We start from the raw sequence: 22,199 nt of genomic DNA on the forward strand, positions 1-22,199 counted from the left end.
GTTATCCATTAAGTATAGATAGCGGACAAAAGAGACTGAGGAGGAGAGAGTGCTAAAAAGGCCCCACTTGCGTGGAGCCTTTATTGTACGCTTTTTAACGCGTGATTTCAGTCAATTCCACTTACATGGACTGAGTGAAAGTACGGGTGATAACGTCCTGCTGCTGTTCTTTAGTCAGGGAGTTAAAACGTACTGCGTAGCCGGATACGCGGATAGTCAGCTGAGGATATTTCTCAGGGTGTTCCATCGCGTCGAGCAGCATTTCACGGTTCATCACGTTCACGTTCAGGTGCTGACCACCTTCGATGGACGCTTCATGGTGGAAGTAACCATCCATCAGACCCGCGAGGTTAGTTTTACGCACTTCGTCGTCTTTACCCAGTGCATTTGGAACGATAGAGAAGGTGTAAGAGATACCATCTTTAGCGTAAGCAAACGGCAGTTTAGCAACGGAAGTCAGAGAGGCAACAGCACCTTTCTGGTCACGACCGTGCATTGGGTTAGCACCTGGGCCGAATGGCGCGCCAGCACGACGACCGTCTGGGGTGTTACCAGTTTTCTTACCATACACAACGTTAGAGGTGATGGTCAGAACAGACTGAGTCGGGATAGCGTTACGGTAAGTAGTCAGTTTCTGAATTTTCTTCATGAAACGTTCTACCAGGTCAACCGCCATGTCATCAACGCGGGAATCGTTGTTACCAAACTGCGGGTATTCGCCTTCGATTTCGAAGTCTACAGCCAGGCCGTCTTCGTCACGAATTGGTTTAACTTTCGCATATTTGATTGCAGACAGGGAGTCAGCCGCAACGGACAGACCAGCGATACCACACGCCATAGTGCGGATAACGTCACGGTCGTGCAGTGCCATCAGAGAGGCTTCGTAGCTGTACTTGTCGTGCATGTAGTGGATAACGTTCAGTGCAGTGACGTACTGTTTAGCCAGCCAGTCCATGAAGTGATCCATGCGGTCCATCACTTCGTCGAAGTTCAGAACGTCGCCTTTGATTGGCTCAGACTTAGGACCAACCTGCATTTTCAGTTTTTCATCAACGCCGCCGTTGATTGCGTACAGCATGGTTTTCGCCAGGTTTGCACGCGCACCGAAGAACTGCATTTGTTTACCAACAACCATTGGGCTTACGCAGCAAGCGATAGCGTAATCGTCGTTGTTGAAGTCCGGACGCATCAGGTCATCGTTCTCGTACTGCAGAGAAGAGGTGTCGATAGACACTTTAGCGGCGAATTTCTTGAAGTTCAGAGGCAGTTTTTCAGACCACAGAACAGTGATGTTCGGCTCCGGAGAAGGACCCATGGTGTACAGGGTGTTCAGGAAACGGAAGCTGTTTTTGGTTACCAGGGTACGGCCATCAACGCCCATACCACCGATAGATTCAGTTGCCCAGATTGGGTCACCGGAGAACAGCTCATCGTATTCTGGGGTACGCAGGAAGCGAACCATACGCAGTTTCATGACCAGGTGGTCAATCATTTCCTGAGCGTCTTGCTCAGTGATTTTGCCTGCTTTGATGTCGCGTTCGATGTAAGCATCCAGGAAGGTGGATACACGACCGAAGGACATTGCTGCACCGTTCTGAGACTTAACCGCGGCCAGGTAGCCGAAGTAGGTCCACTGGATAGCTTCCTGAGCGTTGGTAGCAGGACCAGAGATATCGCAGCCATATTTAGCAGCCATTTCTTTGATCTGACCCAGCGCACGGTGCTGTTCAGCGATTTCTTCACGCAGACGGATAGTCGCTTCCAGGTTTACGCCGTTTTCCAGGTCGGACTGCAGGGAAACAAACTGTGCGTACTTGTCTTTCATCAGGAAGTCGATACCGTACAGCGCAACGCGACGGTAGTCACCAATGATACGGCCACGGCCATACGCATCTGGCAGACCAGTCAGAACGCCAGATTTACGGCAGTTCAGAATGTCTTTGGTGTAAACATCGAATACGCCCTGGTTGTGGGTTTTGCGGTATTCGGTGAAGATTTTTTTCAGCATTGGGTCCAGCTCGCGGTTATACGCTTTGCAGGAACCTTCAACCATTTTGATACCACCGAACGGGATGATTGCGCGTTTCAGTGGTGCTTCAGTCTGCAGACCAACGATTTTCTCAAGGGCTTTGTTGATATAGCCAGCATCGTGAGAAGTGATGGTGGAAGCAACGGAGGTGTCAAAATCAACTGGCGCGTGAGTGCGGTTTTCCAGTTTAACGCCTTCCATTACGCTGTCCCACAGCTTGGTGGTCGCGTCAGTTGCGCCAGCCAGGAAGGATTCGTCACCTTCATACGGGGTATAGTTTTTCTGAATGAAGTCACGTACGTTTACTTCATTCTGCCAGTCACCTTTCGCAAAACCTTCCCAGGCTGTGGCTAACTTTTCATTAAGCTCGGACATGTAACACCTACCTTCTTAAGTGGATTTTTTATTTACTGCCTGAGAAAACCATCAATGATGATCGTCGCCACGCAGGTAAATGACCCAGTATGTCAACCCAACTAGCAGACCCCCACCGATAATGTTCCCGATAGTGACAGGGATCAGGTTATCAGTAATGAAATTCATAATAGTCAGGTGAGAGAAATTTTCCGGGGATGAACCAACTGCGGTCCAGAACTCCGGGCTTGCAAAGTCGCGGATGACAATGCCCATTGGGATCATGAACATATTCGCGATACTGTGCTCAAAGCCGCTGGCAACAAACATCGCAACTGGCAGAACCATAATTAAGGCTTTGTCCATCAGGCTGCGACCCGAGTAGCTCATCCATACAGCCAGGCAGACCATCAGGTTAGCGAGGATGCCGAGAGCAACGGCTTCGATAAATGTGTGGTGCATTTTGTGGTCGGCAGTTTGCAGGACGTTGAGCCCCCAGCCACCGTTGGCGGTCATATACTCGCCAGAAAGCCACATCAACAAAACAAAGAGCAGACAGCCAACCAGGTTACCCACGTAGACATTAAGCCAGTTACGTGCCAGCTGACCCCAGGTAATTCTTCCGCTGGCTTTCGCTACGACAATCAGCACCGTTGAGGTGAAGAGGTCGGCACCGCAGATAACGCAAAGAATCAGACCCAGTGAGAAGCAAATACCGCCAATCAGTTTGGCCATGCCGAAAGGCATTCCGGCAGTACCGGTGGTGGCAGTGATGTAGAAGACGAAAGCGATAGAGATGAACACACCAGCCGTGATCGCCAGATAGAACGTCTTCATCGGGTGTTTCGTTGCTTTATAGACACCCGCTTCTTCGGCAACTTTGGCCATCGCAGCGGGGAGTAAAAGATCAAAAGGGTTGTCAGCTTTCACACTAACTCTCTCTTTATTAAGTCGGCGACGAGATACTAACAAAGCATTATAGAAGAGAAATTGATATAGATCATATCTCGCCTGGCTTATAGGCCCGCAGTGTGTATGGTTTTACGACAAATGCGGAGTAAGTATTTGATTATCCGTATAAAAATAAATTTTAAAAGTTATGAAAAGAGTTGAATTTTTTCGTTCGGCCACCTCTAAAACAGTTAATTAATATGGAGTATTTACCATAAAAAGTAACAGTAAAGCCCGGGTTAATATTATTATATTTACCCATATTTAACTTTATTATTACAATCAACAATCATTGCCGAAGAAAATAAAAAACGGGGCAATGAAATTGCCCCGTAATATAGCCCAGACGATTGAATACGCCTACTGCTGCTAATGTTATGTGCGCTTATTTTGACCAGTAAGCGGCTTTTGCTTTCTGCAGTTTTTCATAGGCGTTCAGCAGCGACTGGTGCGCCGGGAAGGCTTTCAGATCGCTATCAACAGCCTGCAGACCATAGAACAGCTCTTCGCCACTCAGGGCTGCACTGGCCGCTTCTACCGCCTCAGCACCGTACATCCGTACGAAGGCATTCAGATATTGCAGCGGCTCGCGATCATCTTCCTGTGCAAGCAACAACAGCGTTTGCAGGCAGCGGTAATAGTTGGTGCGCTCGGCAGAGAAGACGGACTGGTTGAATTCCATGGTCCACTCGGTCCAGGCCAGGGCCTGATCCAAATCGCCACCCGCCAGGGCCAGCATCGCTTTCAGCTCTCCGATACGCAGGGTATACCAGCCGTTGTCTTTACCGGTCGCCAGACCAAGGAGTTCGCGTACACGAGTAAAATCATCGTGGCCTTCGTCGTCCAGTTGGGCGATCAGGTTCAGATAATCTTCTTTCTCCCACTCGCTGCCCGGCAGAGCCAGCAGCGTTTCGCGCAGGTGCGCGCCCATACTGTTATTCGCCAGCCACAGATCTTCAGCCGGGTAGATATCGGACATACCTGGCACCAGAATACGGCACGCGTAGACACCCAGATGTTCGTAGTCGGCAATATAGACTTCCTGATCTTCCGCGTCGAAGATCGCCATCAGTGTGGCGAACTCTTCTTCAGTGGTACCGGCAAAGCTCCAGTCCACAAACGGATAGTCTGCATCCTGCTTAAACATATCCCAGGAGATCAAACCGCTGGAGTCGATGAAATGGGTTTCGAGGTTGGTATGCTCGGCCACTTCTTCATCGTCAAACGTTGGCGGGGTGAAGACATCGAGATCTTTCAGGCTACGGCCCTGCAGCAGCTCGGTGACGGTACGTTCCAGCGCCACGCCGAAGTCAGGGTGCGCGCCGAAGGAGGCGAAACAGGTGCCGTTGGTCGGGTTAAACAACACAACGCAGATAACCGGGTATTTACCGCCCAGTGAGCCGTCATAGGCAAAAATTGGGAAACCTTCCGCTTCCAGCTTAGCGATGGATTCCACCACGCCTGGGTAGCGCGCCAGCACGTCAGCCGGAATTTCAGGCAGGCTGATGGATTCGGCAATGATGCGGTTTTTGATGTGACGTTCGAAGACTTCAGACAGACCCTGCACGCGCGCTTCATTGCGGGTGTTACCAGCGGACATACCGTTGGACACATACAGGTTGCCGACGATGTTCATCGGAATATAGACGGTTTGCTCATCAGACTGACGGGTAAACGGCAGGGCACAGATACCGCGATCGTCGTTACCGGACTGCAGATCGATCAGCATGCTGGCGGTCAGTTCGTTTTCCGGATCGTAGAAGGCACGCAGACGCGCGTCGAGGATCCCTTCAGGCAGTTCGTCGTCTTCAGTCAGCGGGAACCATTTTTCGTTTGGATAGTGAACAAACGGGCCGTTAGCGATGGTTTCGCCCAGCCAAAAGTCAGCGAAGAAATAGTTGGTGGACAGACGCTCAAAATACTCACCCAGCGCAGAGGCCAGTGCCGCTTTTTTTGTCGCGCCTTTACCGTTGGTAAAGCACAGGGCACAGTCTTTATCGCGAATATGCACGGACCAGACATGAGGCACCGGATTGAGCCAGGAGGCTTCTTCGATGTTAAAGCCCAGGTCGGTCAGTTTCTGCTGGAAGCGAGCGATGGAATCTTCCAGAGCGGCGTCTTTGCCGGGGATAAATGTTTGAGTCATGGCGTTCACTTTTATCGTACGTAAAGCGCGCAATGATACGGGTTTTGCGTGACAGGTGCTATCTCCGGCGAAAATAAATGCCTGAGCTATGCTTATAGCCAGTAACCTACTGTAAGGCATAGAAAAATGAAAGCTTTCGATCTCCAGAGGATGGCGTTTGATAAAGTCCCTCCTGAGTTTTTAGGCGAAGTGGCGTTGCGTAGCCTGTATACCTTCATTCTCGTCTTTCTGTTTCTCAAGATTACGGGCCGTCGTGGTGTCAGGCAGATGTCGCTTTTTGAGGTGTTGATCATCCTGACGCTCGGGTCAGCAGCGGGAGACGTCGCCTTTTATGATGATGTGCCGATGGTGCCGGTGTTTATCGTATTTGTCTCACTGGCGCTACTTTACCGTCTTGTCATGTGGCTGATGTCAAAAAGCGAAAAGCTGGAAGATCTGCTTGAAGGGAAACCGGTCGTTATCGTCGAAGACGGACAACTGGCCTGGGAAAATGTAAAAAGCGCCAACATGACCGAGTTCGAGTTCTTTATGGAACTACGCCTGAATAGCGTGGAACAGCTCGGGCAGGTGCGTCTGGCAATAATGGAAACCAACGGGCAGATCAGCGTTTATTACTATTCTGACGAGGACGTAAAACCTGGTCTCTGTATTTTACCGGATATGCTGATCGAGCGTTTCAGAACGGTTCCTGAATCTGGCCAATATGCCTGCGTGAGATGTAGTCACGTGGTTGCGATGCAGCCGGGTGATCGTCAGTTATGCCCCCGTTGTGCAAATCCGGAATGGTCGAAGGTTAGCAGGGCCAAACGGCTTATCTGACAGCCATTTTGTCGGTTTTGTCTTCGCGAGGCGGCAGATTGTTTTGTGTGACACCGGGCACATTTCAGGGGTCATAAGTTTTAGACATTGCGGTGCGTGTCACTGAATGATAAAACCGATATCCACAGTTATAACTTATGGCTTTTAGCGTGGTGAGGGGAAATGGCTCAAGTCTTTAATTTCAGTTCAGGTCCGGCAATGTTACCGGCAGAAGTGCTTAAACAGGCTCAACAGGAACTTTGTGACTGGAACGGTCTCGGTACGTCGGTGATGGAAATCAGCCACCGTGGTAAAGAATTTATTCAGGTGGCGGAAGAGGCAGAAAAGGATTTTCGCGATCTGCTGAATATTCCCTCGAACTACAAAGTATTGTTCTGTCACGGCGGCGGACGTGGCCAGTTTGCTGGTGTTCCGCTGAATATCCTCGGTGACAAAACGAGAGCGGACTACGTTGATGCAGGTTACTGGGCGGCAAGTGCCATTAAAGAAGCGTATAAATACTGTACGCCGAATGTTATCGACGCCAAAGTGACCGTTGACGGTCTGCGCGCTGTGAAGCCAATGAGCGAGTGGCAGCTTTCTGATAACGCAGCGTATTTGCACTACTGCCCGAACGAAACCATTGACGGGATCGCCATCGACGAGACGCCAAACTTCGGCAGCGATGTCGTGGTTGCCGCCGATTTCTCCTCCACCATTTTGTCTGCGCCAATTGATGTCAGCCGCTACGGTGTTATCTACGCGGGCGCGCAGAAAAATATCGGTCCAGCCGGTCTGACAATCGTCATTGTGCGTGAAGATCTGCTGGGGAAAGCGCATAAATCCTGTCCGTCGATTCTCGATTACACCGTGCTGAACGATAACGATTCCATGTTCAACACCCCACCAACGTTTGCGTGGTACCTCTCCGGTCTGGTGTTCAAATGGCTGAAGCAAAACGGCGGTGTGGCGCAGATGGACAAGGTTAACCAGCAGAAAGCCGAACTGCTGTATGGCGTCATCGACAAGAGCGATTTCTACCGTAACGATGTCGCGAAAACCAATCGTTCCCGCATGAACGTGCCGTTCCAGCTGGCAGACAGCAACCTGGATAAAGTCTTCCTGGAAGAGTCCTTCGCAGCAGGCCTGCATGCGCTCAAAGGTCACCGTGTCGTTGGCGGCATGCGTGCCTCCATCTATAACGCGATGCCATTGGAAGGCGTTAAAGCCCTGACCGATTTCATGATCGACTTCGAACGTCGCCACGGTTAATTGCGCTGTTATCACCCCCGTAGCCTTGCTGCGGGGTTTTTATTATGTTGATTTGAGAGTTAAGTTTTCATGGAATCCCTGACGTTACAACCTATCGCGCGGGTAGATGGCACCATTAATCTGCCTGGTTCAAAAAGTGTCTCGAACCGCGCTCTGCTGCTGGCAGCTCTGGCAAACGGCACAACTGTCCTCACAAACCTGCTGGACAGCGATGACGTACGCCACATGCTCAATGCGCTGAAAGCGTTGGGAGTTCAATACACGTTGTCTGACGACCGCACGCGTTGCGAAGTGACCGGCAACGGCGGTGCACTGCGCTCTGGTGAAGAGCTGGGGCTGTTTCTGGGGAACGCCGGTACCGCAATGCGTCCACTGGCGGCAGCCCTGTGTCTGGGAAGCAACAATATTGTGCTGACCGGCGAGACGCGCATGAAAGAGCGCCCGATTGGTCATCTGGTGGATGCGCTTCGTCAGGGCGGCGCTCAGATTGAGTACCTGGAGCAAGAAAACTACCCACCACTGCGTTTGCGCGGGGGTTTTACTGGCGGTAACGTTGAGGTTGACGGTAGCGTCTCCAGTCAGTTCCTGACGGCACTCTTGATGTCTGCGCCACTGGCTCCGAAGGATACGGTTATCACCATTAAGGGTGACCTGGTTTCCAAACCGTATATTGATATCACTCTGCACCTGATGAAAACCTTCGGTGTTGAGGTGGAAAACCAGTCTTATCAATGCTTCGTGGTGCGTGGTGCCCAGCAATATCAGTCCCCGGGTAGCTACCTTGTTGAAGGTGATGCTTCATCTGCATCCTATTTCCTGGCCGCTGGAGCAATTAAAGGCGGCACCGTAAAAGTGACCGGTATTGGTCGAAACAGCGTGCAGGGCGATATCCGTTTTGCTGATGTACTTGAGAAAATGGGCGCTGTTGTCACCTGGGGCGATGACTTTATCTCCTGTACCCATGGCGAGCTGAAGGCTGTTGATATGGATATGAACCATATCCCGGATGCGGCGATGACTATTGCAACGGCAGCCCTGTTTGCGAAAGGTACCACGACGCTGCGTAACATCTATAACTGGCGCGTGAAAGAGACCGACCGCCTGTTCGCGATGGCAACCGAACTGCGTAAAGTGGGGGCTGAAGTGGAAGAGGGCGAAGATTACATTCGCGTCACACCACCCGCCAAACTGCAGTTTGCAGAGATCGGGACTTACAACGATCACCGTATGGCGATGTGTTTCTCGCTGGTGGCGCTGTCCGACACGCCGGTTACTATTCTTGATCCGAAATGTACCGCGAAAACCTTCCCTGACTACTTTGAGCAACTGGCGCGCATTAGCACGCTGGCCTGATGATGTTTTGCCGCATCATCTGATGCGGCATTTCCTTACGCTTCCTGACGTTCATTTCCGTTCATTTCTTCTACACTCTGCTTCAATCATTCCGTAATTTGCACGCAAAGGTAACAGTTGCGCACGTTGGCGCGTATAATGCGCGGCGTTCATGTTAACGGTATGCCTTATTTAAGGAGAAAAAGATGACGGCAGTTGCCCCGGTAATCACCATTGATGGGCCTAGTGGCGCAGGGAAAGGTACTCTGTGCAAAGCGATGGCGGAAGCATTGCAATGGCATCTTTTAGATTCGGGAGCAATCTATCGCGTGCTGGCTCTGGCAGCGCTCCATCACCATGTGGATGTTGCGTCTGAAGAAGCGCTGGTCCCGCTGGCTGCGCATCTGGATGTGCGTTTTGTCTCGACCGATGGCAACCTGGAAGTGATCCTCGAAGGGGAAGATGTGAGCGGCGAAATTCGTACTCAGGAGGTCGCTAACGCCGCCTCTCAGGTGGCGGCTTTCCCGCGTGTTCGTGAGGCTCTGTTACGCCGTCAGCGCGCTTTCCGTGAAGCGCCAGGCCTGATTGCAGACGGACGTGATATGGGAACCGTGGTATTCCCTGATGCACCAGTGAAAATTTTCCTTGACGCCTCTTCTGAAGAACGTGCTCAACGCCGCATGCTTCAGTTGCAGGAGAAGGGGTTTAGTGTTAACTTTGATCGCCTTTTATCCGAGATAAAAGAGCGTGATGACCGCGATCGTAACCGCGCCGTCGCCCCACTTGTTCCTGCAGAAGATGCATTAGTTCTGGATTCAACCAGTTTAACTATTGAGCAAGTGATTGAAAAAGCGCTACAATATGCGCGCCAAAAACTGGCACTCGCGTAATCGCGACCGATTTAGCAGTACCCCCGCTGCAATGGATTGACGGCGGGTATGTGAAACAACCCCATCCGGCATGGAGCCAGGTGGACGTTAATATTAACCTGAAGATTAAACATGACTGAATCTTTTGCTCAACTGTTTGAAGAATCCTTAAAAGAAATCGAAACCCGTCCGGGTTCCATCGTTCGCGGTGTTGTTGTTGCTATCGACAAAGACGTAGTACTGGTTGACGCCGGTCTGAAATCTGAGTCCGCCATTCCGGCAGAGCAGTTCAAAAACGCCCAGGGCGAGCTGGAAATCCAGGTTGGTGACGAAGTTGACGTTGCTCTGGACGCAGTAGAAGACGGCTTCGGTGAAACCCTGCTTTCTCGTGAGAAAGCTAAACGTCACGAAGCATGGATCACGCTGGAAAAAGCTTACGAAGAAGCTGAAACTGTGGTCGGTGTTATCAACGGCAAAGTTAAAGGCGGCTTCACTGTTGAGCTGAATGGTATTCGTGCGTTCCTGCCAGGTTCTCTGGTAGACGTTCGTCCAGTCCGTGACACCCTGCACCTGGAAGGCAAAGAGCTTGAGTTCAAAGTAATCAAGCTGGACCAGAAGCGTAACAACGTTGTTGTTTCCCGTCGTGCTGTTATCGAGTCCGAAAACAGTGCAGAACGCGATCAGCTGCTGGAAAACCTGCAGGAAGGCATGGAAGTCAAAGGTATCGTTAAGAACCTCACTGACTACGGCGCATTCGTTGACCTGGGCGGCGTTGATGGCCTGCTGCACATCACCGACATGGCGTGGAAACGCGTTAAGCACCCAAGCGAAATCGTGAACGTGGGCGACGAAATCACTGTTAAAGTGCTGAAGTTCGACCGCGAGCGTACTCGTGTATCCCTCGGCCTGAAACAGCTGGGCGAAGATCCATGGGTAGCTATCGCTAAGCGTTACCCAGAAGGTACTAAACTGACTGGTCGTGTTACCAACCTGACTGACTACGGCTGCTTCGTTGAAATCGAAGAAGGCGTTGAAGGTCTGGTGCACGTTTCCGAAATGGACTGGACCAACAAAAACATCCACCCATCCAAAGTTGTTAACGTTGGTGATGTAGTGGAAGTGATGGTTCTGGATATCGACGAAGAACGTCGTCGTATCTCCCTGGGCCTGAAACAGTGCAAAAACAACCCATGGCAGCAGTTCGCGGAAACCCACAACAAGGGTGACCGTGTTGAAGGTAAAATCAAGTCTATCACTGACTTCGGTATCTTCATCGGCCTGGACGGCGGCATCGATGGCCTGGTTCACCTGTCTGACATCTCCTGGAACGTTGCAGGCGAAGAAGCAGTTCGTGAATACAAAAAAGGCGACGAAATCGCTGCAGTTGTTCTGCAGGTTGACGCAGAGCGTGAGCGTATCTCCCTGGGCGTTAAACAGCTCGCAGAAGATCCGTTCAACAACTGGGTTGCACTGAACAAGAAAGGCGCAATCGTAAACGGTAAAGTGACTGCAGTTGACGCTAAAGGCGCAACCGTAGAACTGGCTGACGGCGTTGAAGGTTACCTGCGCGCTTCTGAAGCTTCCCGTGACCGCGTTGAAGATGCCACTCTGGTTCTGAACGTAGGCGACGACGTTGAAGCTAAGTTCACCGGTGTTGACCGTAAGAACCGTGCAATCAGCCTGTCTGTTCGTGCTAAAGACGAAGCTGATGAGAAAGATGCAATCGCAACTGTTAACAAACAGGAAGATGCAAACTTCTCTAACAACGCAATGGCTGAAGCTTTCAAAGCAGCTAAAGGCGAGTAATATCAAGTTCTCAGCATCATTTGAGCTGTAACGCATTTACAGCGCGAAGGATGAGGAGCAAACTTGACAGATTGCAGGATTCGTCCTGTAATCAATAACAAAGGGCGGCTACGGCCGCCCTTGTTTAATGAGCTATTCAGCTAATTGGTTTGAAAGGAACCGGAGGAATCATGACCAAGTCAGAATTGATTGAAAGACTTGCCAGTCAGCAACCGCATATCCCTGCCAAGGCAGTGGAAGATGCCGTAAAAGAGATGCTGGAGCATATGGCCTCCACTCTTGCCCAGGGCGAGCGTATTGAAATCCGCGGTTTCGGTAGTTTTTCTCTGCACTATCGTGCTCCACGTACCGGGCGTAACCCGAAAACTGGTGATAAAGTCGAGCTGGAAGGCAAGTACGTTCCACACTTTAAGCCGGGTAAAGAACTGCGCGATCGCGCCAATATTTACGGCAACTGAGTTTAGCCAGTCGGTTAAACTGGGTTCGAAAGAAAGCACCTGCGGGTGCTTTTTTTGTCTTTGTCGCTTCATTCCTGAAGACACCACGCATTTTCCATTCTGTTTTCTGCAAACCGATAAAATCATTACAGCGCTTGCTGTAAAACGCATTTTTCTCAACTGACGAGTCACCCTGCCTGCCAGGATACTGCCTCTCCTGAGACAGGGAGGTAGCAATGGGAATTCCCGCTATTAGCGTCTGCGCCATTCTGGCGATAACACCGTTACTCTGGTTACCTGAACTGCCACCACGCTATTTCGTGTGGATAATGATTGTTGGCGGAATAGGGCTGGCCAGGCAGAGACACGTACGACTGAAATATATCGGGATCGGTTTATTATTTTGCGTATGGGGAATTCTTGCTGCTCAAGAGAGCATCTGGCCGATGCAACATTTAACGTCAGATGCGGTACGTGCGGAGGTAGAGATTACTGCCACTGATGGTGAAACAATGCATCAGGGAAAGATTCTCCGCGTTGATGGTCAACGAGGGTGGACATCTGCTGGCGTAACATTGTATGGCAATGCACTGCTGCAAAAGGTTTGTGCTGGTCAGCGTTGGGTCATGACGCTCAGACTCAGGCCTGTTCACGGTGAACTAAACGACGGGGGCTATGATCTTCAGCGAAATGCTTTTGCCCAACATCAAACACTGAGTGGGCGCTTCACCCGTGCGGAACTCGTCGATGGACGCTGCAGCCTGCGTGCTCAATACCTGATGTCACTGCAAAACCGGCTTTCTTCTTATCACTGGGGGGCTGTAATTCTCGGGTTGGGGATGGGCGAACGTCTGGACGTACCCCAGGAAATAAAAGACCTGATGCGGGAAACTGGCACACTCCATCTGATGGCGATTTCAGGCCTGCATATCGCGATGGCGGCATCCATCGCCTGGTTACTCGCTCGTGGGTTCCAGTTTTTATTACCCTGCCACTGGATCCGCTGGCAGATGCCTCTGCTGGCTGTGGTGGTTTTTGCTGCCTTCTACGCCTGGCTTACCGGTCTACAACCTCCGGCATTGCGAACAGTTACCGCCATTACTGTACTGGCAGCGTTGCGGATCACCGCTCGTCAATGGTCTCCCTGGCAGATCTGGTTCTGTTGTGTTGCGGCGATCCTGATAAGCGATCCATTAGCTGTACTTTCACAGAGTCTGGTCTTGTCAGCATTTGCCGTTGCCGCATTGATTTTCTGGTTTCAGTGGTTGCCTCTTCCTCACAGGCGCAGGGTTCGCTGGATGCAGCCGCTACTCAATCTGCTCTATCTTCAGATTGGAATGCTACTGTTGCTGATGCCTTTGCAGGTTCTGATTTTCCATGGCTTCAGCATCTCTTCCCTTGTTGCGAATCTCTTTGCCGTTCCTCTGGTGACATTGGTTTCCGTCCCACTGATCCTACTCGGTATGTTGCTCCATCTGCTGCCATTGACGGCCCTGGAAAATACCATCTGGTTTGCAGCCGATAAGTCTCTGGCGGTATTGTTCTGGTTGCTGATGCGCTTGCCTGATGGCTGGCAGAATGTGGATCAACGCTGGCAGTCCCTCACATTACTGCCCTGGCTTATCATTATTGGCTGGCGATTCCGTGCCTGGAGCAGTGTCCCGGCCGTTTGTCTGACTGGAAGTATCTTACTCACATTTCCACTCTGGCGGACGGAAAAAAGCGAGAGCTGGACGCTGCATATGCTGGATGTGGGGCAGGGGCTGGCAATGGTCATTGAACGGCAGGGAAAAGCGATTCTCTATGATACCGGGCTCGCCTGGCCAGGTGGTGATAGTGCTCAGCGGTTAATTATCCCGTGGCTTCGCTGGCATCACCTGCGACCAGAAGGCGTAATTCTCAGTCATGAGCATCTTGACCATGCGGGAGGGTTGGTATCGCTGCAAAAAGCATGGCCTGATTTGTGGATAAGAAGTCCATTACGCCAGGAAGGACATCATCCCTGTTTCCGAGGGCAGAGATGGGTATGGCAGAGGTTAACTTTCACCGTCCATTGGCCACCTGAAAATTATCCTGCTCAAGGGAACAACCACTCCTGTGTGGTAAAAATTGACGACGGCGAGCAGAGTGTGCTGCTGACAGGTGACATTGAAGCGCAAGCGGAACAGGCAATGCTTAGCCATTACTGGCGCAATGTGACGTCCACGCTCATACAGGTACCCCATCATGGCAGCAATACGTCTTCTTCATTGCCACTGGTTCAACGTGTAGAAGGGCAAATTGCCCTGGATTCGGCGGCACGCTATAACGCATGGCGATTTCCGTCGGCGAAAGTGGTTCGACGTTATCGAAAAGAGGGGTATATCTGGCACGATACCCCCCATTCTGGACAAATATCGGTGACATTTTCGCAACATCGCTGGCAAATCCTGCGCTTGCGAGAGCAATTTTTACCACGTTGGTATCATCAGTGGTTTGGCGCGCCCGTAGATAACGGGTAGAATATGCGGCTATTTCAACAAATGCTGGTTTTTTGAATGCATAACGACAAAGATCTCTCCACGTGGCAAACCTTCCGCCGACTCTGGCCGATGATTGCACCCTTTAAACCAGGCTTGATCGTGGCGGGTGTAGCGTTAATCCTCAACGCAGCCAGCGATACTTTTATGCTATCGCTTCTTAAACCGTTACTGGACGACGGTTTTGGTAAAACGGATCGCTCAGTGTTGCTATGGATGCCTCTGGTGGTTATCGGACTGATGATCTTACGCGGCATTACCAGCTATATCTCCAGCTACTGCATTTCCTGGGTATCAGGAAAAGTGGTTATGACTATGCGTCGCCGTCTGTTCAGTCACATGATGGGCATGCCGGTCTCATTCTTTGATAAACAGTCGACCGGGACGCTGCTGTCTCGCATTACCTACGACTCAGAACAGGTTGCGTCTTCGTCATCAAGTGCACTGATTACTGTTGTGCGTGAGGGGGCGTCGATTATCGGCCTGTTCGCGATGATGTTCTATTACAGCTGGCAGCTGTCGCTCATTCTTATTGTTCTGGCTCCGGTGGTTTCTGTTGCGATTCGCGTCGTCTCAAAACGTTTCCGCAATATCAGTAAGAATATGCAGAACACCATGGGGCAGGTGACGACCAGTGCAGAACAGATGCTGAAAGGACATAAAGAGGTGTTGATTTTCGGCGGTCAGGAAGTCGAAACCAAACGCTTCGATAAAGTCAGCAACAAAATGCGTCTGCAGGGGATGAAAATGGTGTCGGCCTCTTCAATCTCTGACCCTGTCATTCAGCTGATTGCCTCTCTGGCACTGGCATTTGTTCTGTATGCGGCAAGCTTCCCTAGCGTGATGGAGACGCTGACAGCAGGTACTATCACCGTGGTCTTCTCCTCGATGATTGCCCTGATGCGTCCGCTGAAATCGCTGACAAACGTCAATGCCCAGTTCCAGCGTGGGATGGCGGCTTGTCAGACTCTCTTCAGCATTCTGGATTCCGAGCAGGAGAAAGATGAAGGTAAACGCGTCATTGAGCGTGCAAACGGCGACGTTGAGTTCCGCAATGTGACCTTCACCTATCCTGGTCGTGAAACCCCGGCCCTGCGCAATATTAACCTGACCATTCCGGCGGGGAAGACCGTTGCGCTGGTTGGTCGTTCCGGTTCTGGTAAATCGACCATTGCCAGCCTGATCACCCGTTTCTACGATATCAACGAAGGTGAGATTCTGTTAGATGGCCACGATCTGCGAGAGTACACCCTGCAGTCGCTGCGTAACCAGGTTGCGCTGGTCTCACAGAACGTGCATCTGTTCAACGATACTGTTGCAAACAACATTGCTTATGCACGCACTGATGAGTACCGCCGCGAGCAGATTGAGAATGCCGCGCGTATGGCGTACGCAATGGACTTTATCAACAAGATGGATAACGGTCTGGATACCATAATCGGTGAGAACGGGGTGCTACTCTCTGGTGGGCAGCGTCAACGTATCGCCATCGCGCGTGCGCTGTTGCGCGACAGCCCGATTCTGATCCTTGATGAAGCGACCTCGGCACTGGATACAGAATCGGAACGCGCGATTCAGTCAGCTCTGGATGAACTGCAAAAGAACCGTACATCACTGGTGATTGCACACCGTCTTTCGACTATCGAGCAGGCTGATGAAATCGTCGTGGTTGAAGATGGCATCATTGTTGAACGTGGAAGCCATACTGATTTGCTGGAGCACCGTGGTGTGTACGCCCAGCTTCATAAGATGCAGTTTGGCGCATGATTGCACGCATCTGGTCCGGTGAATCACCGCTGTGGCTACTGCTTCTGCCGCTCTCCTGGCTGTATGGCCTGGTGAGCGGTGTCATTCGTCTTCTTTATCGTCTGGGGCTCAAACGCGCATGGCGCGCGCCGGTTCCGGTTGTGGTTGTCGGTAACCTCACCGCAGGTGGCAACGGTAAAACACCGGTCGTTATCTGGCTGGTGGAACAGTTGCAAAAACACGGTATACGCCCCGGCGTAGTGTCGCGAGGGTATGGTGGCAAGGCAACGCATTACCCACTGTTGCTGACGGATGAAACATCGACTGCTGAAGCGGGTGATGAACCTGTTTTAATTTACCAGCGGACCGGCGCTCCGGTTGCGGTGTCTCCGGTGCGCAGCGACGCCGTGCAAGCACTGCTTGCAGAACACGCAGTTAACATTATCATCACTGATGATGGCCTGCAGCATTATGCTCTGGCGCGTGACAAAGAGATTGTGGTTATTGATGGCGTTCGTCGTTTTGGCAATGGCTGGTGGCTGCCGGCCGGGCCGATGCGTGAACGCGCTTCACGTCTGAAATCCGTAGATGCGGTCATTGTGAATGGTGGTGTGGCAAAAACGGGTGAAATCCCTATGCATCTCCATCCTGGTCTGGCGGTGAATTTGCTGACCGGGGAGCGCCGGGAAGTCGCACAACTTCCCGCTCTGGTAGCGATGGCAGGTATTGGCCATCCTCCACGTTTCTTCACGACGCTGGAACGGTGTGGTGCACAGCTTGAAAAATGTGTGCCGCTGGCTGACCACCAGGCGCTGGTGGAAGAGCAGGTCGACGCCCTGACTATGCCAGGACAGACGCTGATCATGACTGAAAAAGATGCGGTGAAATGCCGTGCCTTTGCAAAAGAAAACTGGTGGTACCTGCCGGTTGACGCTGAACTCAGCGGCGAGCAGCCGGAACAATTACTCAAGGAACTGATCGCGTTGGTGAAGTGAAGGCTTACGCGGTTCTGGTGGCGCTTTGACTGACAGGAAAACGCATGTCTTTACCGCAACTCTCGCTTTCAGCCGCACGTAATTTGCATCTTGCTGCGCAGGGGTTACTCAAAAAACCCCGTCGCCGTGCGCAATCCGCCGATATCCTCTCTACCGTTCAGCGCATGTCGCTACTTCAAATTGACACCATTAACATCGTGGCCCGTAGCCCTTATCTGGTGCTGTTTAGCCGTCTGGGGAATTATCCCTCGCAATGGCTGGATGAGGCGCTCAGCAAGGGAGAGTTAATGGAGTACTGGGCACACGAAGCCTGTTTCCTGCCTCGCAGTGATTTTGCCCTGGTTCGTCACCGGATGCTTGCCCCGGAGAAGATGGGCTGGAAGTACAGGCAGGAGTGGATGTTGGAACATGCGGCTGAAATAGAGCAGCTCATCGCGCATATTCAGGAAAACGGACCAGTACGTTCTGCCGATTTTGAGCATCCGCGAAAAGGTACAAGTGGCTGGTGGGAGTGGAAGCCGCACAAACGCCATCTCGAAGGACTGTTTACGTCAGGCCAGGTCATGGTAATTGAACGGCGTAATTTTCAGCGTGTATATGACCTTACTCACCGTGTAATGCCTCACTGGGACGATGAGCGTGACTTATTGACTCAGGAAGCGGCTGAGGATGTCATGCTGGAAAACAGTGCCCGCAGTCTGGGTATTTTCCGCCCACAGTGGCTGGCAGATTATTACCGCCTGCGCCAGCCCGCGCTGAAACCATTGCTGGAAATATGGCAGCGCGAACAGCGAGTCGTTCCCGTCACAGTGGAAACACTGGGAGAAATGTGGCTACATTCGGAGCTACTTCCGCTTCTGCCTCAGGCTCAGGAAGGAAAACTTCAGGCAACACATAGCGCGGTGCTGTCTCCTTTCGATCCGGTGGTTTGGGACAGAAAAAGAGCCGAGCAACTGTTCGGTTTCACTTACCGGCTGGAGTGCTACACTCCAGCCCCGAAGCGCCTGTATGGCTACTTTGTTCTGCCTCTGTTGCACAAGGGTCAACTTGTCGGGCGCATGGACGCCAAAATGCACCGTAAAACCGACACGCTTGAAGTCATCGCACTCTTTCTGGAAGAGGGCGTCAGAGCGACGGCGAGCCTGGAAAAAGGGTTAGTGTGCGCAATAAGCGACTTTGCTCGCTGGCAGGGGGCCAGTAACGTGACACTGGGGCGGGTCCCTGACGGACTGTTTACAACCTGCCGAAGTGGCTGGGAAACAGGCACTCTCTGAAAAGGGAATGTGGTAAGCTTTAATGATTACCCATACGGAGGAACTATGGATCACCGTTTACTTGAAATTATTGCCTGCCCGGTGTGCAACGGCAAACTCTACTATAGCCAGGACAAACAAGAGCTGATTTGTAAGCTGGACAGTCTGGCTTTCCCGCTGCGTGACGGCATTCCAGTATTACTGGAAAACGAAGCCCGCTCCCTGGTGGCAGAAGAGAGCAAGCCATGAGTTTTGTTGTCATTATTCCTGCGCGTTATGCGTCAACGCGACTGCCGGGTAAACCACTGGTGGATATCAACGGCAAGCCGATGATTGTGCATGTCCTTGAGCGTGCACGTGAATCGGGTGCTGATCGCGTTATCGTTGCTACCGATCATCCGGATGTCGCCCGTGCGGTGGAGGCAGTCGGCGGAGAGGTGTGCATGACCCGTGCCGATCACCAGTCCGGCACTGAACGTCTGGCGGAAGTGGTTGAGAAATGCGGTTTTAGTGACGATACGGTGATCGTTAACGTTCAGGGCGACGAGCCGATGATCCCGGCGGTTATTATCCGTCAGGTAGCGGAAAACCTCGCACAACGTCAGGTCGGTATGGCCACACTCGCAGTACCCATTCACCACGCTGAAGAAGCATTCAACCCGAATGCGGTGAAGGTGGTGATGGATGCCGAAGGTTATGCGCTCTATTTCTCCCGGGCGACTATTCCGTGGGATCGCGATCGATTTGCGCTCTCTAAAGAGACCATCGGCGATTCTTTCCTGCGTCATCTGGGGATCTACGGCTATCGTGCCGGCTTTATTCGTCGATATGTCACCTGGGCACCCAGCCCGTTGGAACACATTGAAATGCTGGAGCAGCTTCGTGTGCTCTGGTACGGTGAAAAAATCCACGTTGCCGTTGCCATGGAAGTGCCTGGAACGGGCGTTGATACACCAGAAGATCTTGAGCGCGTCCGCGCCGAATTGCGTTAATATCGCCTTCATCCCTCCTTTCGGGGGGATGTTCTCTTCCTGCTATTTTTTCCCTTTCTTTTCCATAATTGATCTCTTCCGGGTGACATCTTCACTCTGCGCGCTCATTATAAAAGCAGTAGTCTTGATGGGGGTAATCTCATATGGAACAGTTGCGTGCCGAACTTAGCCATCTGCTAGGCGAGAAGTTAAGCCGGGTTGAGTGCGTGAGTGAAAAGGCCGATACCGCGCTCTGGTCGTTGTATGACAGTCAGGGTAACCCAATGCCACTGATGGCCAGAAGTTTTACCTCGCCGGGTGTTGCCAGGCAGCTTGCGTGGAAAATGTCGATGCTGGCACGGGAGGGGACCGTCCGTATGCCAACGGTGTACGGCGTGATGACCCATGAGGAACACCCCGGCCCGGACGTACTGCTGATCGAGCGTTTGCGTGGCGTGCCTGTTGAAGCGCCAGCGCGCACGCCGGAACGCTGGGAACAGCTGAAGGACCAGATTGTCGAGGGGTTGCTGGCCTGGCACCGTCAGGATAGCCGTGGACTTGTTGGTCCGGTTGACAGTACCCAGGAAAACCTGTGGCCACTGTGGTATCGCCAGCGGGTTGAAGTGCTATGGGGGACGCTTAACCAGTTCAATAACACCGGTTTAACTATGCAGGACAAACGTATTCTGTTTCGCACCCGCGAGTGCTTACCGGCGCTGTTTGAAGGCTTTAATGATAACTGCGTGCTGATCCACGGTAATTTTACGCTGCGCAGTATGCTAAAAGATTCCCGCAGCGATCAGCTTCTGGCGATGGTCGGGCCGGGGATCATGCTCTGGGCTCCGCGCGAATATGAGTTATTCAGGCTCAGCGACAGCGGGGCGGCGGAAGGTTTACTTTGGCACTACCTTCAACGCGCGCCCGTTGCGGAAGCGTTTCTCTGGCGACGCTGGCTTTATCTGCTCTGGGACGAAGTCGCGCAACTGGTCAATACCGGGCGTTTCAATCGCGCAAACTTCGATCTGGCGACAAAATCACTCTTGCCCTGGCTCGCCTGAGGAACCTTTCAGCCACTGCCAGAGGCGTCCAAGCGTCTCATAACCGACGCGATCGCTATGCATCAGCCACGCCGGGGACGGGATTGCCCGTTCCCATGGGTTGAGCGGGGCATCGATGGCCATCTGGTTTGCTGGTGCGGGAAGCGGGTGCAGACCTTGTTTTTCAAAGAAAATCATCGCTCGTGGCAGGTGTGAGGCGGAGGTCACCAGTAAGAACGGGACATCGCCAATCGCCTGCTTCACTGCTGCCGCCTCTTCTTCGGTATCTTTTGGGCTGTCCAGGGTGATGATAGCGGATCGTGGTACACCGAGTGATTCTGCGACTCTGGCCCCTGCTTCAGCCGTACTGATCGGATTGGTTTTTGCTGCAGCACCGGTGAAGATCATTTTTGATCCCGGGTTCGCAAGCCACAGGCGAATACCTTCGTTTAACCGTGGCAAGCTATTGTTGATCAGGTTAGAACTTGGGGCCCAGTCTGGATCCCAGGTATATCCGCCTCCCAGTACCACGATGTACGCCACTTTCTGATTTCCCTGCCATGTCGGGTACTTATTTTCGATAGGGCGTAACAGGCCATCCGCGACTGGTTGCAGGCTCAACAGCAGCAACACAAACCAGCCTAGCGTGATAAGCGTTTTGCCGCTTCTCTGAAAGCGACTGAACCAGACCAGCGCCAGCCCCAGCGCGATGATGATGAGCAACAGAGGAAGGGGAAGCATCATCCCTCCAATGTATTTCTTAAGGGTAAAAAGCATCCTTTTTGGTTCCTTTTTTGACCATATAGCAGGTGATTACCCGTGATATTACACCAGAGAGGTTCATTCTCCGCGCGGGTGTGACAAAATAGCGGTTTTGCAGTTAGCGAGTGGAACTCTCCCAATGCGGGATCGCAATTTTGATGACATCGCGGAAAAGTTTTCGCGCAACATTTATGGCACCACGAAAGGGCAGCTACGTCAGACGATCCTCTGGCAGGATCTGGACAACATTCTTGCCACCTTTGGCGGTCAAACGTTGCGTGTACTGGACGCCGGAGGCGGTGAAGGGCAGACGGCGATAAAAATGGCCGAGCGCGGTCATCACGTCACGCTTTGCGATCTTTCTGCTGAAATGGTCGCCCGTGCGACGCGTGCAGCAGAAGAGAAAGGTGTGAGCGACAACATGCATTTTATACAATGCGCCGCTCAGGATATCTCACAGCATTTGGAAACCCAGGTTGATCTGATATTGTTTCATGCGGTGCTGGAGTGGGTTGCCGATCCGCAAAGCGTGTTACAAACACTGTGGTCGATGTTACGCCCGGGCGGCACACTGTCGCTGATGTTCTACAATGCTAACGGCTTCCTGATGCACAACATGGTTGCAGGTAACTTCGACTATGTTCAGGTCGGGATGCCAAAAAAGAAAAAGCGCACGCTTTCCCCGGACTATCCGCGTGATCCACAGCAGGTGTACGGCTGGCTGGAAGAGATTGGCTGGCAGATCGTTGGGAAGACGGGCGTCAGGGTGTTTCATGATTATCTGCGTGAAAAACACAAACAGCGTGACTGTTTTGACACCTTAACAGAATTAGAAACGCGGTATTGCCGTCAGGAGCCTTTTATCAGCCTTGGCCGCTATATTCACGTCACCGCGCACAAGCCGCAGATGCAAGGATAACCT

The 22,199-nt window shown here is 52.1% G+C and carries 18 protein-coding genes; 14 read left to right on the forward strand and 4 right to left on the reverse strand.

Going from position 1 to position 22,199, the window contains the following annotated elements; all coding sequences use genetic code 11:
- Positions 1 to 121 precede the first annotated feature (121 nt).
- From pflB to ycaO, 3 genes are all read right to left on the reverse strand, one after another.
- Positions 122 to 2,404, reverse strand: coding sequence for a formate C-acetyltransferase (pflB, locus tag HED65_RS10585; RefSeq protein WP_024907798.1), 2,283 nt, complete (start codon positions 2,402 to 2,404; stop codon positions 122 to 124).
- Positions 2,405 to 2,455: 51 nt separating this feature from the next.
- Positions 2,456 to 3,313, reverse strand: coding sequence for a formate transporter FocA (gene focA, locus HED65_RS10590; protein WP_129996308.1), 858 nt, complete (start codon positions 3,311 to 3,313; stop codon positions 2,456 to 2,458).
- 406 nt (positions 3,314 to 3,719) lie between these two features.
- Entirely contained in the window at positions 3,720 to 5,480 is a 1,761-nt protein-coding gene (ycaO, locus tag HED65_RS10595; RefSeq protein ID WP_168112389.1) for a 30S ribosomal protein S12 methylthiotransferase accessory factor YcaO, read from the reverse strand.
- A 126-nt stretch (positions 5,481 to 5,606) separates the two neighbouring features.
- Here ycaO and HED65_RS10600 point away from each other — a divergent pair, with 126 nt between their 5' ends.
- The 13 genes from HED65_RS10600 to HED65_RS10660 all read left to right on the forward strand — a co-directional run bounded on the left by HED65_RS10600 (position 5,607) and on the right by HED65_RS10660 (position 20,536).
- Positions 5,607 to 6,299, forward strand: coding sequence for a DUF421 domain-containing protein (locus HED65_RS10600; RefSeq protein WP_114978547.1), 693 nt, complete (start codon positions 5,607 to 5,609; stop codon positions 6,297 to 6,299).
- 162 nt (positions 6,300 to 6,461) lie between these two features.
- The gene (gene serC / locus HED65_RS10605) at positions 6,462 to 7,550 is read left to right on the forward strand and encodes a 3-phosphoserine/phosphohydroxythreonine transaminase (RefSeq protein ID WP_114978548.1); all 1,089 of its coding nucleotides are present in this window, start codon (positions 6,462 to 6,464) and stop codon (positions 7,548 to 7,550) included.
- A gap of 69 nt (positions 7,551 to 7,619) precedes the next feature.
- A complete protein-coding gene (gene aroA, locus HED65_RS10610; protein WP_114978549.1) occupies positions 7,620 to 8,903 on the forward strand; it encodes a 3-phosphoshikimate 1-carboxyvinyltransferase in 1,284 nt (427 codons plus the stop codon).
- A gap of 185 nt (positions 8,904 to 9,088) precedes the next feature.
- Positions 9,089 to 9,772 carry a (d)CMP kinase gene (gene cmk, locus HED65_RS10615; protein WP_013097305.1) on the forward strand — a complete coding sequence of 228 codons (684 nt, stop codon included), beginning with the start codon at positions 9,089 to 9,091 and terminating at the stop codon, positions 9,770 to 9,772.
- A 111-nt stretch (positions 9,773 to 9,883) separates the two neighbouring features.
- Positions 9,884 to 11,557 carry a 30S ribosomal protein S1 gene (gene rpsA / locus HED65_RS10620; protein ID WP_008499966.1) on the forward strand — a complete coding sequence of 558 codons (1,674 nt, stop codon included), beginning with the start codon at positions 9,884 to 9,886 and terminating at the stop codon, positions 11,555 to 11,557.
- A 170-nt stretch (positions 11,558 to 11,727) separates the two neighbouring features.
- A complete protein-coding gene (ihfB, locus tag HED65_RS10625) occupies positions 11,728 to 12,015 on the forward strand; it encodes an integration host factor subunit beta (RefSeq protein ID WP_008499965.1) in 288 nt (95 codons plus the stop codon).
- A 215-nt stretch (positions 12,016 to 12,230) separates the two neighbouring features.
- Complete coding sequence (locus HED65_RS10630; RefSeq protein ID WP_114978550.1) at positions 12,231 to 14,495, forward strand: ComEC family protein; 2,265 nt, start codon at positions 12,231 to 12,233, stop codon at positions 14,493 to 14,495.
- Between the two features lie 36 nt (positions 14,496 to 14,531).
- Positions 14,532 to 16,280 carry a lipid A ABC transporter ATP-binding protein/permease MsbA gene (gene msbA / locus HED65_RS10635; RefSeq protein WP_114978551.1) on the forward strand — a complete coding sequence of 583 codons (1,749 nt, stop codon included), beginning with the start codon at positions 14,532 to 14,534 and terminating at the stop codon, positions 16,278 to 16,280.
- The gene (gene lpxK / locus HED65_RS10640) at positions 16,277 to 17,254 is read left to right on the forward strand and encodes a tetraacyldisaccharide 4'-kinase (protein WP_114978552.1); all 978 of its coding nucleotides are present in this window, start codon (positions 16,277 to 16,279) and stop codon (positions 17,252 to 17,254) included. Before msbA ends, lpxK begins: the two co-directional genes overlap by 4 nt.
- Positions 17,255 to 17,298: 44 nt before the next feature.
- A complete protein-coding gene (locus HED65_RS10645) occupies positions 17,299 to 18,528 on the forward strand; it encodes a winged helix-turn-helix domain-containing protein (protein WP_114978553.1) in 1,230 nt (409 codons plus the stop codon).
- 45 nt (positions 18,529 to 18,573) lie between these two features.
- On the forward strand, positions 18,574 to 18,756 hold the full coding sequence (gene ycaR, locus HED65_RS10650; protein WP_006174474.1) for a protein YcaR: 183 nt from the start codon (positions 18,574 to 18,576) through the stop codon (positions 18,754 to 18,756).
- Positions 18,753 to 19,499, forward strand: coding sequence for a 3-deoxy-manno-octulosonate cytidylyltransferase (gene kdsB, locus HED65_RS10655; protein WP_049005476.1), 747 nt, complete (start codon positions 18,753 to 18,755; stop codon positions 19,497 to 19,499). Before ycaR ends, kdsB begins: the two co-directional genes overlap by 4 nt.
- Positions 19,500 to 19,642: 143 nt before the next feature.
- Entirely contained in the window at positions 19,643 to 20,536 is an 894-nt protein-coding gene (locus tag HED65_RS10660) for a YcbJ family phosphotransferase (protein ID WP_114978554.1), read from the forward strand.
- Here the strand turns inward: HED65_RS10660 and elyC are convergent.
- The gene (gene elyC / locus HED65_RS10665) at positions 20,513 to 21,292 is read right to left on the reverse strand and encodes an envelope biogenesis factor ElyC (protein ID WP_114978555.1); all 780 of its coding nucleotides are present in this window, start codon (positions 21,290 to 21,292) and stop codon (positions 20,513 to 20,515) included. The genes HED65_RS10660 and elyC overlap by 24 nt on opposite strands.
- Positions 21,293 to 21,416: 124 nt before the next feature.
- Here elyC and cmoM point away from each other — a divergent pair, with 124 nt between their 5' ends.
- The gene (gene cmoM, locus HED65_RS10670; protein ID WP_028019238.1) at positions 21,417 to 22,196 is read left to right on the forward strand and encodes a tRNA uridine 5-oxyacetic acid(34) methyltransferase CmoM; all 780 of its coding nucleotides are present in this window, start codon (positions 21,417 to 21,419) and stop codon (positions 22,194 to 22,196) included.
- The last annotated feature ends 3 nt before the right edge of the window (positions 22,197 to 22,199 follow it).

It is taken from the genome of Pantoea sp. LS15 (assembly GCF_012241585.1).
Lineage (GTDB): Bacteria > Pseudomonadota > Gammaproteobacteria > Enterobacterales > Enterobacteriaceae > Enterobacter.

What these genes read in the sequence shown, in the direction of transcription:
- pflB (WP_024907798.1), bottom strand. Translation starts at nt 2,404, where the DNA reads ATGTCCGAGCTTAATGAAAAGTTAGCCACAGCCTGGGAAGGTTTTGCG.
- ycaO (WP_168112389.1), bottom strand. Translation starts at nt 5,480, where the DNA reads ATGACTCAAACATTTATCCCCGGCAAAGACGCCGCTCTGGAAGATTCC.
- HED65_RS10600 (WP_114978547.1), top strand. Translation starts at nt 5,607, where the DNA reads ATGAAAGCTTTCGATCTCCAGAGGATGGCGTTTGATAAAGTCCCTCCT.
- serC (WP_114978548.1), top strand. Translation starts at nt 6,462, where the DNA reads ATGGCTCAAGTCTTTAATTTCAGTTCAGGTCCGGCAATGTTACCGGCA.
- aroA (WP_114978549.1), top strand. Translation starts at nt 7,620, where the DNA reads ATGGAATCCCTGACGTTACAACCTATCGCGCGGGTAGATGGCACCATT.
- cmk (WP_013097305.1), top strand. Translation starts at nt 9,089, where the DNA reads ATGACGGCAGTTGCCCCGGTAATCACCATTGATGGGCCTAGTGGCGCA.
- rpsA (WP_008499966.1), top strand. Translation starts at nt 9,884, where the DNA reads ATGACTGAATCTTTTGCTCAACTGTTTGAAGAATCCTTAAAAGAAATC.
- ihfB (WP_008499965.1), top strand. Translation starts at nt 11,728, where the DNA reads ATGACCAAGTCAGAATTGATTGAAAGACTTGCCAGTCAGCAACCGCAT.
- HED65_RS10630 (WP_114978550.1), top strand. Translation starts at nt 12,231, where the DNA reads ATGGGAATTCCCGCTATTAGCGTCTGCGCCATTCTGGCGATAACACCG.
- msbA (WP_114978551.1), top strand. Translation starts at nt 14,532, where the DNA reads ATGCATAACGACAAAGATCTCTCCACGTGGCAAACCTTCCGCCGACTC.
- lpxK (WP_114978552.1), top strand. Translation starts at nt 16,277, where the DNA reads ATGATTGCACGCATCTGGTCCGGTGAATCACCGCTGTGGCTACTGCTT.
- HED65_RS10645 (WP_114978553.1), top strand. Translation starts at nt 17,299, where the DNA reads ATGTCTTTACCGCAACTCTCGCTTTCAGCCGCACGTAATTTGCATCTT.
- ycaR (WP_006174474.1), top strand. Translation starts at nt 18,574, where the DNA reads ATGGATCACCGTTTACTTGAAATTATTGCCTGCCCGGTGTGCAACGGC.
- kdsB (WP_049005476.1), top strand. Translation starts at nt 18,753, where the DNA reads ATGAGTTTTGTTGTCATTATTCCTGCGCGTTATGCGTCAACGCGACTG.
- HED65_RS10660 (WP_114978554.1), top strand. Translation starts at nt 19,643, where the DNA reads ATGGAACAGTTGCGTGCCGAACTTAGCCATCTGCTAGGCGAGAAGTTA.
- elyC (WP_114978555.1), bottom strand. Translation starts at nt 21,292, where the DNA reads ATGCTTTTTACCCTTAAGAAATACATTGGAGGGATGATGCTTCCCCTT.
- cmoM (WP_028019238.1), top strand. Translation starts at nt 21,417, where the DNA reads ATGCGGGATCGCAATTTTGATGACATCGCGGAAAAGTTTTCGCGCAAC.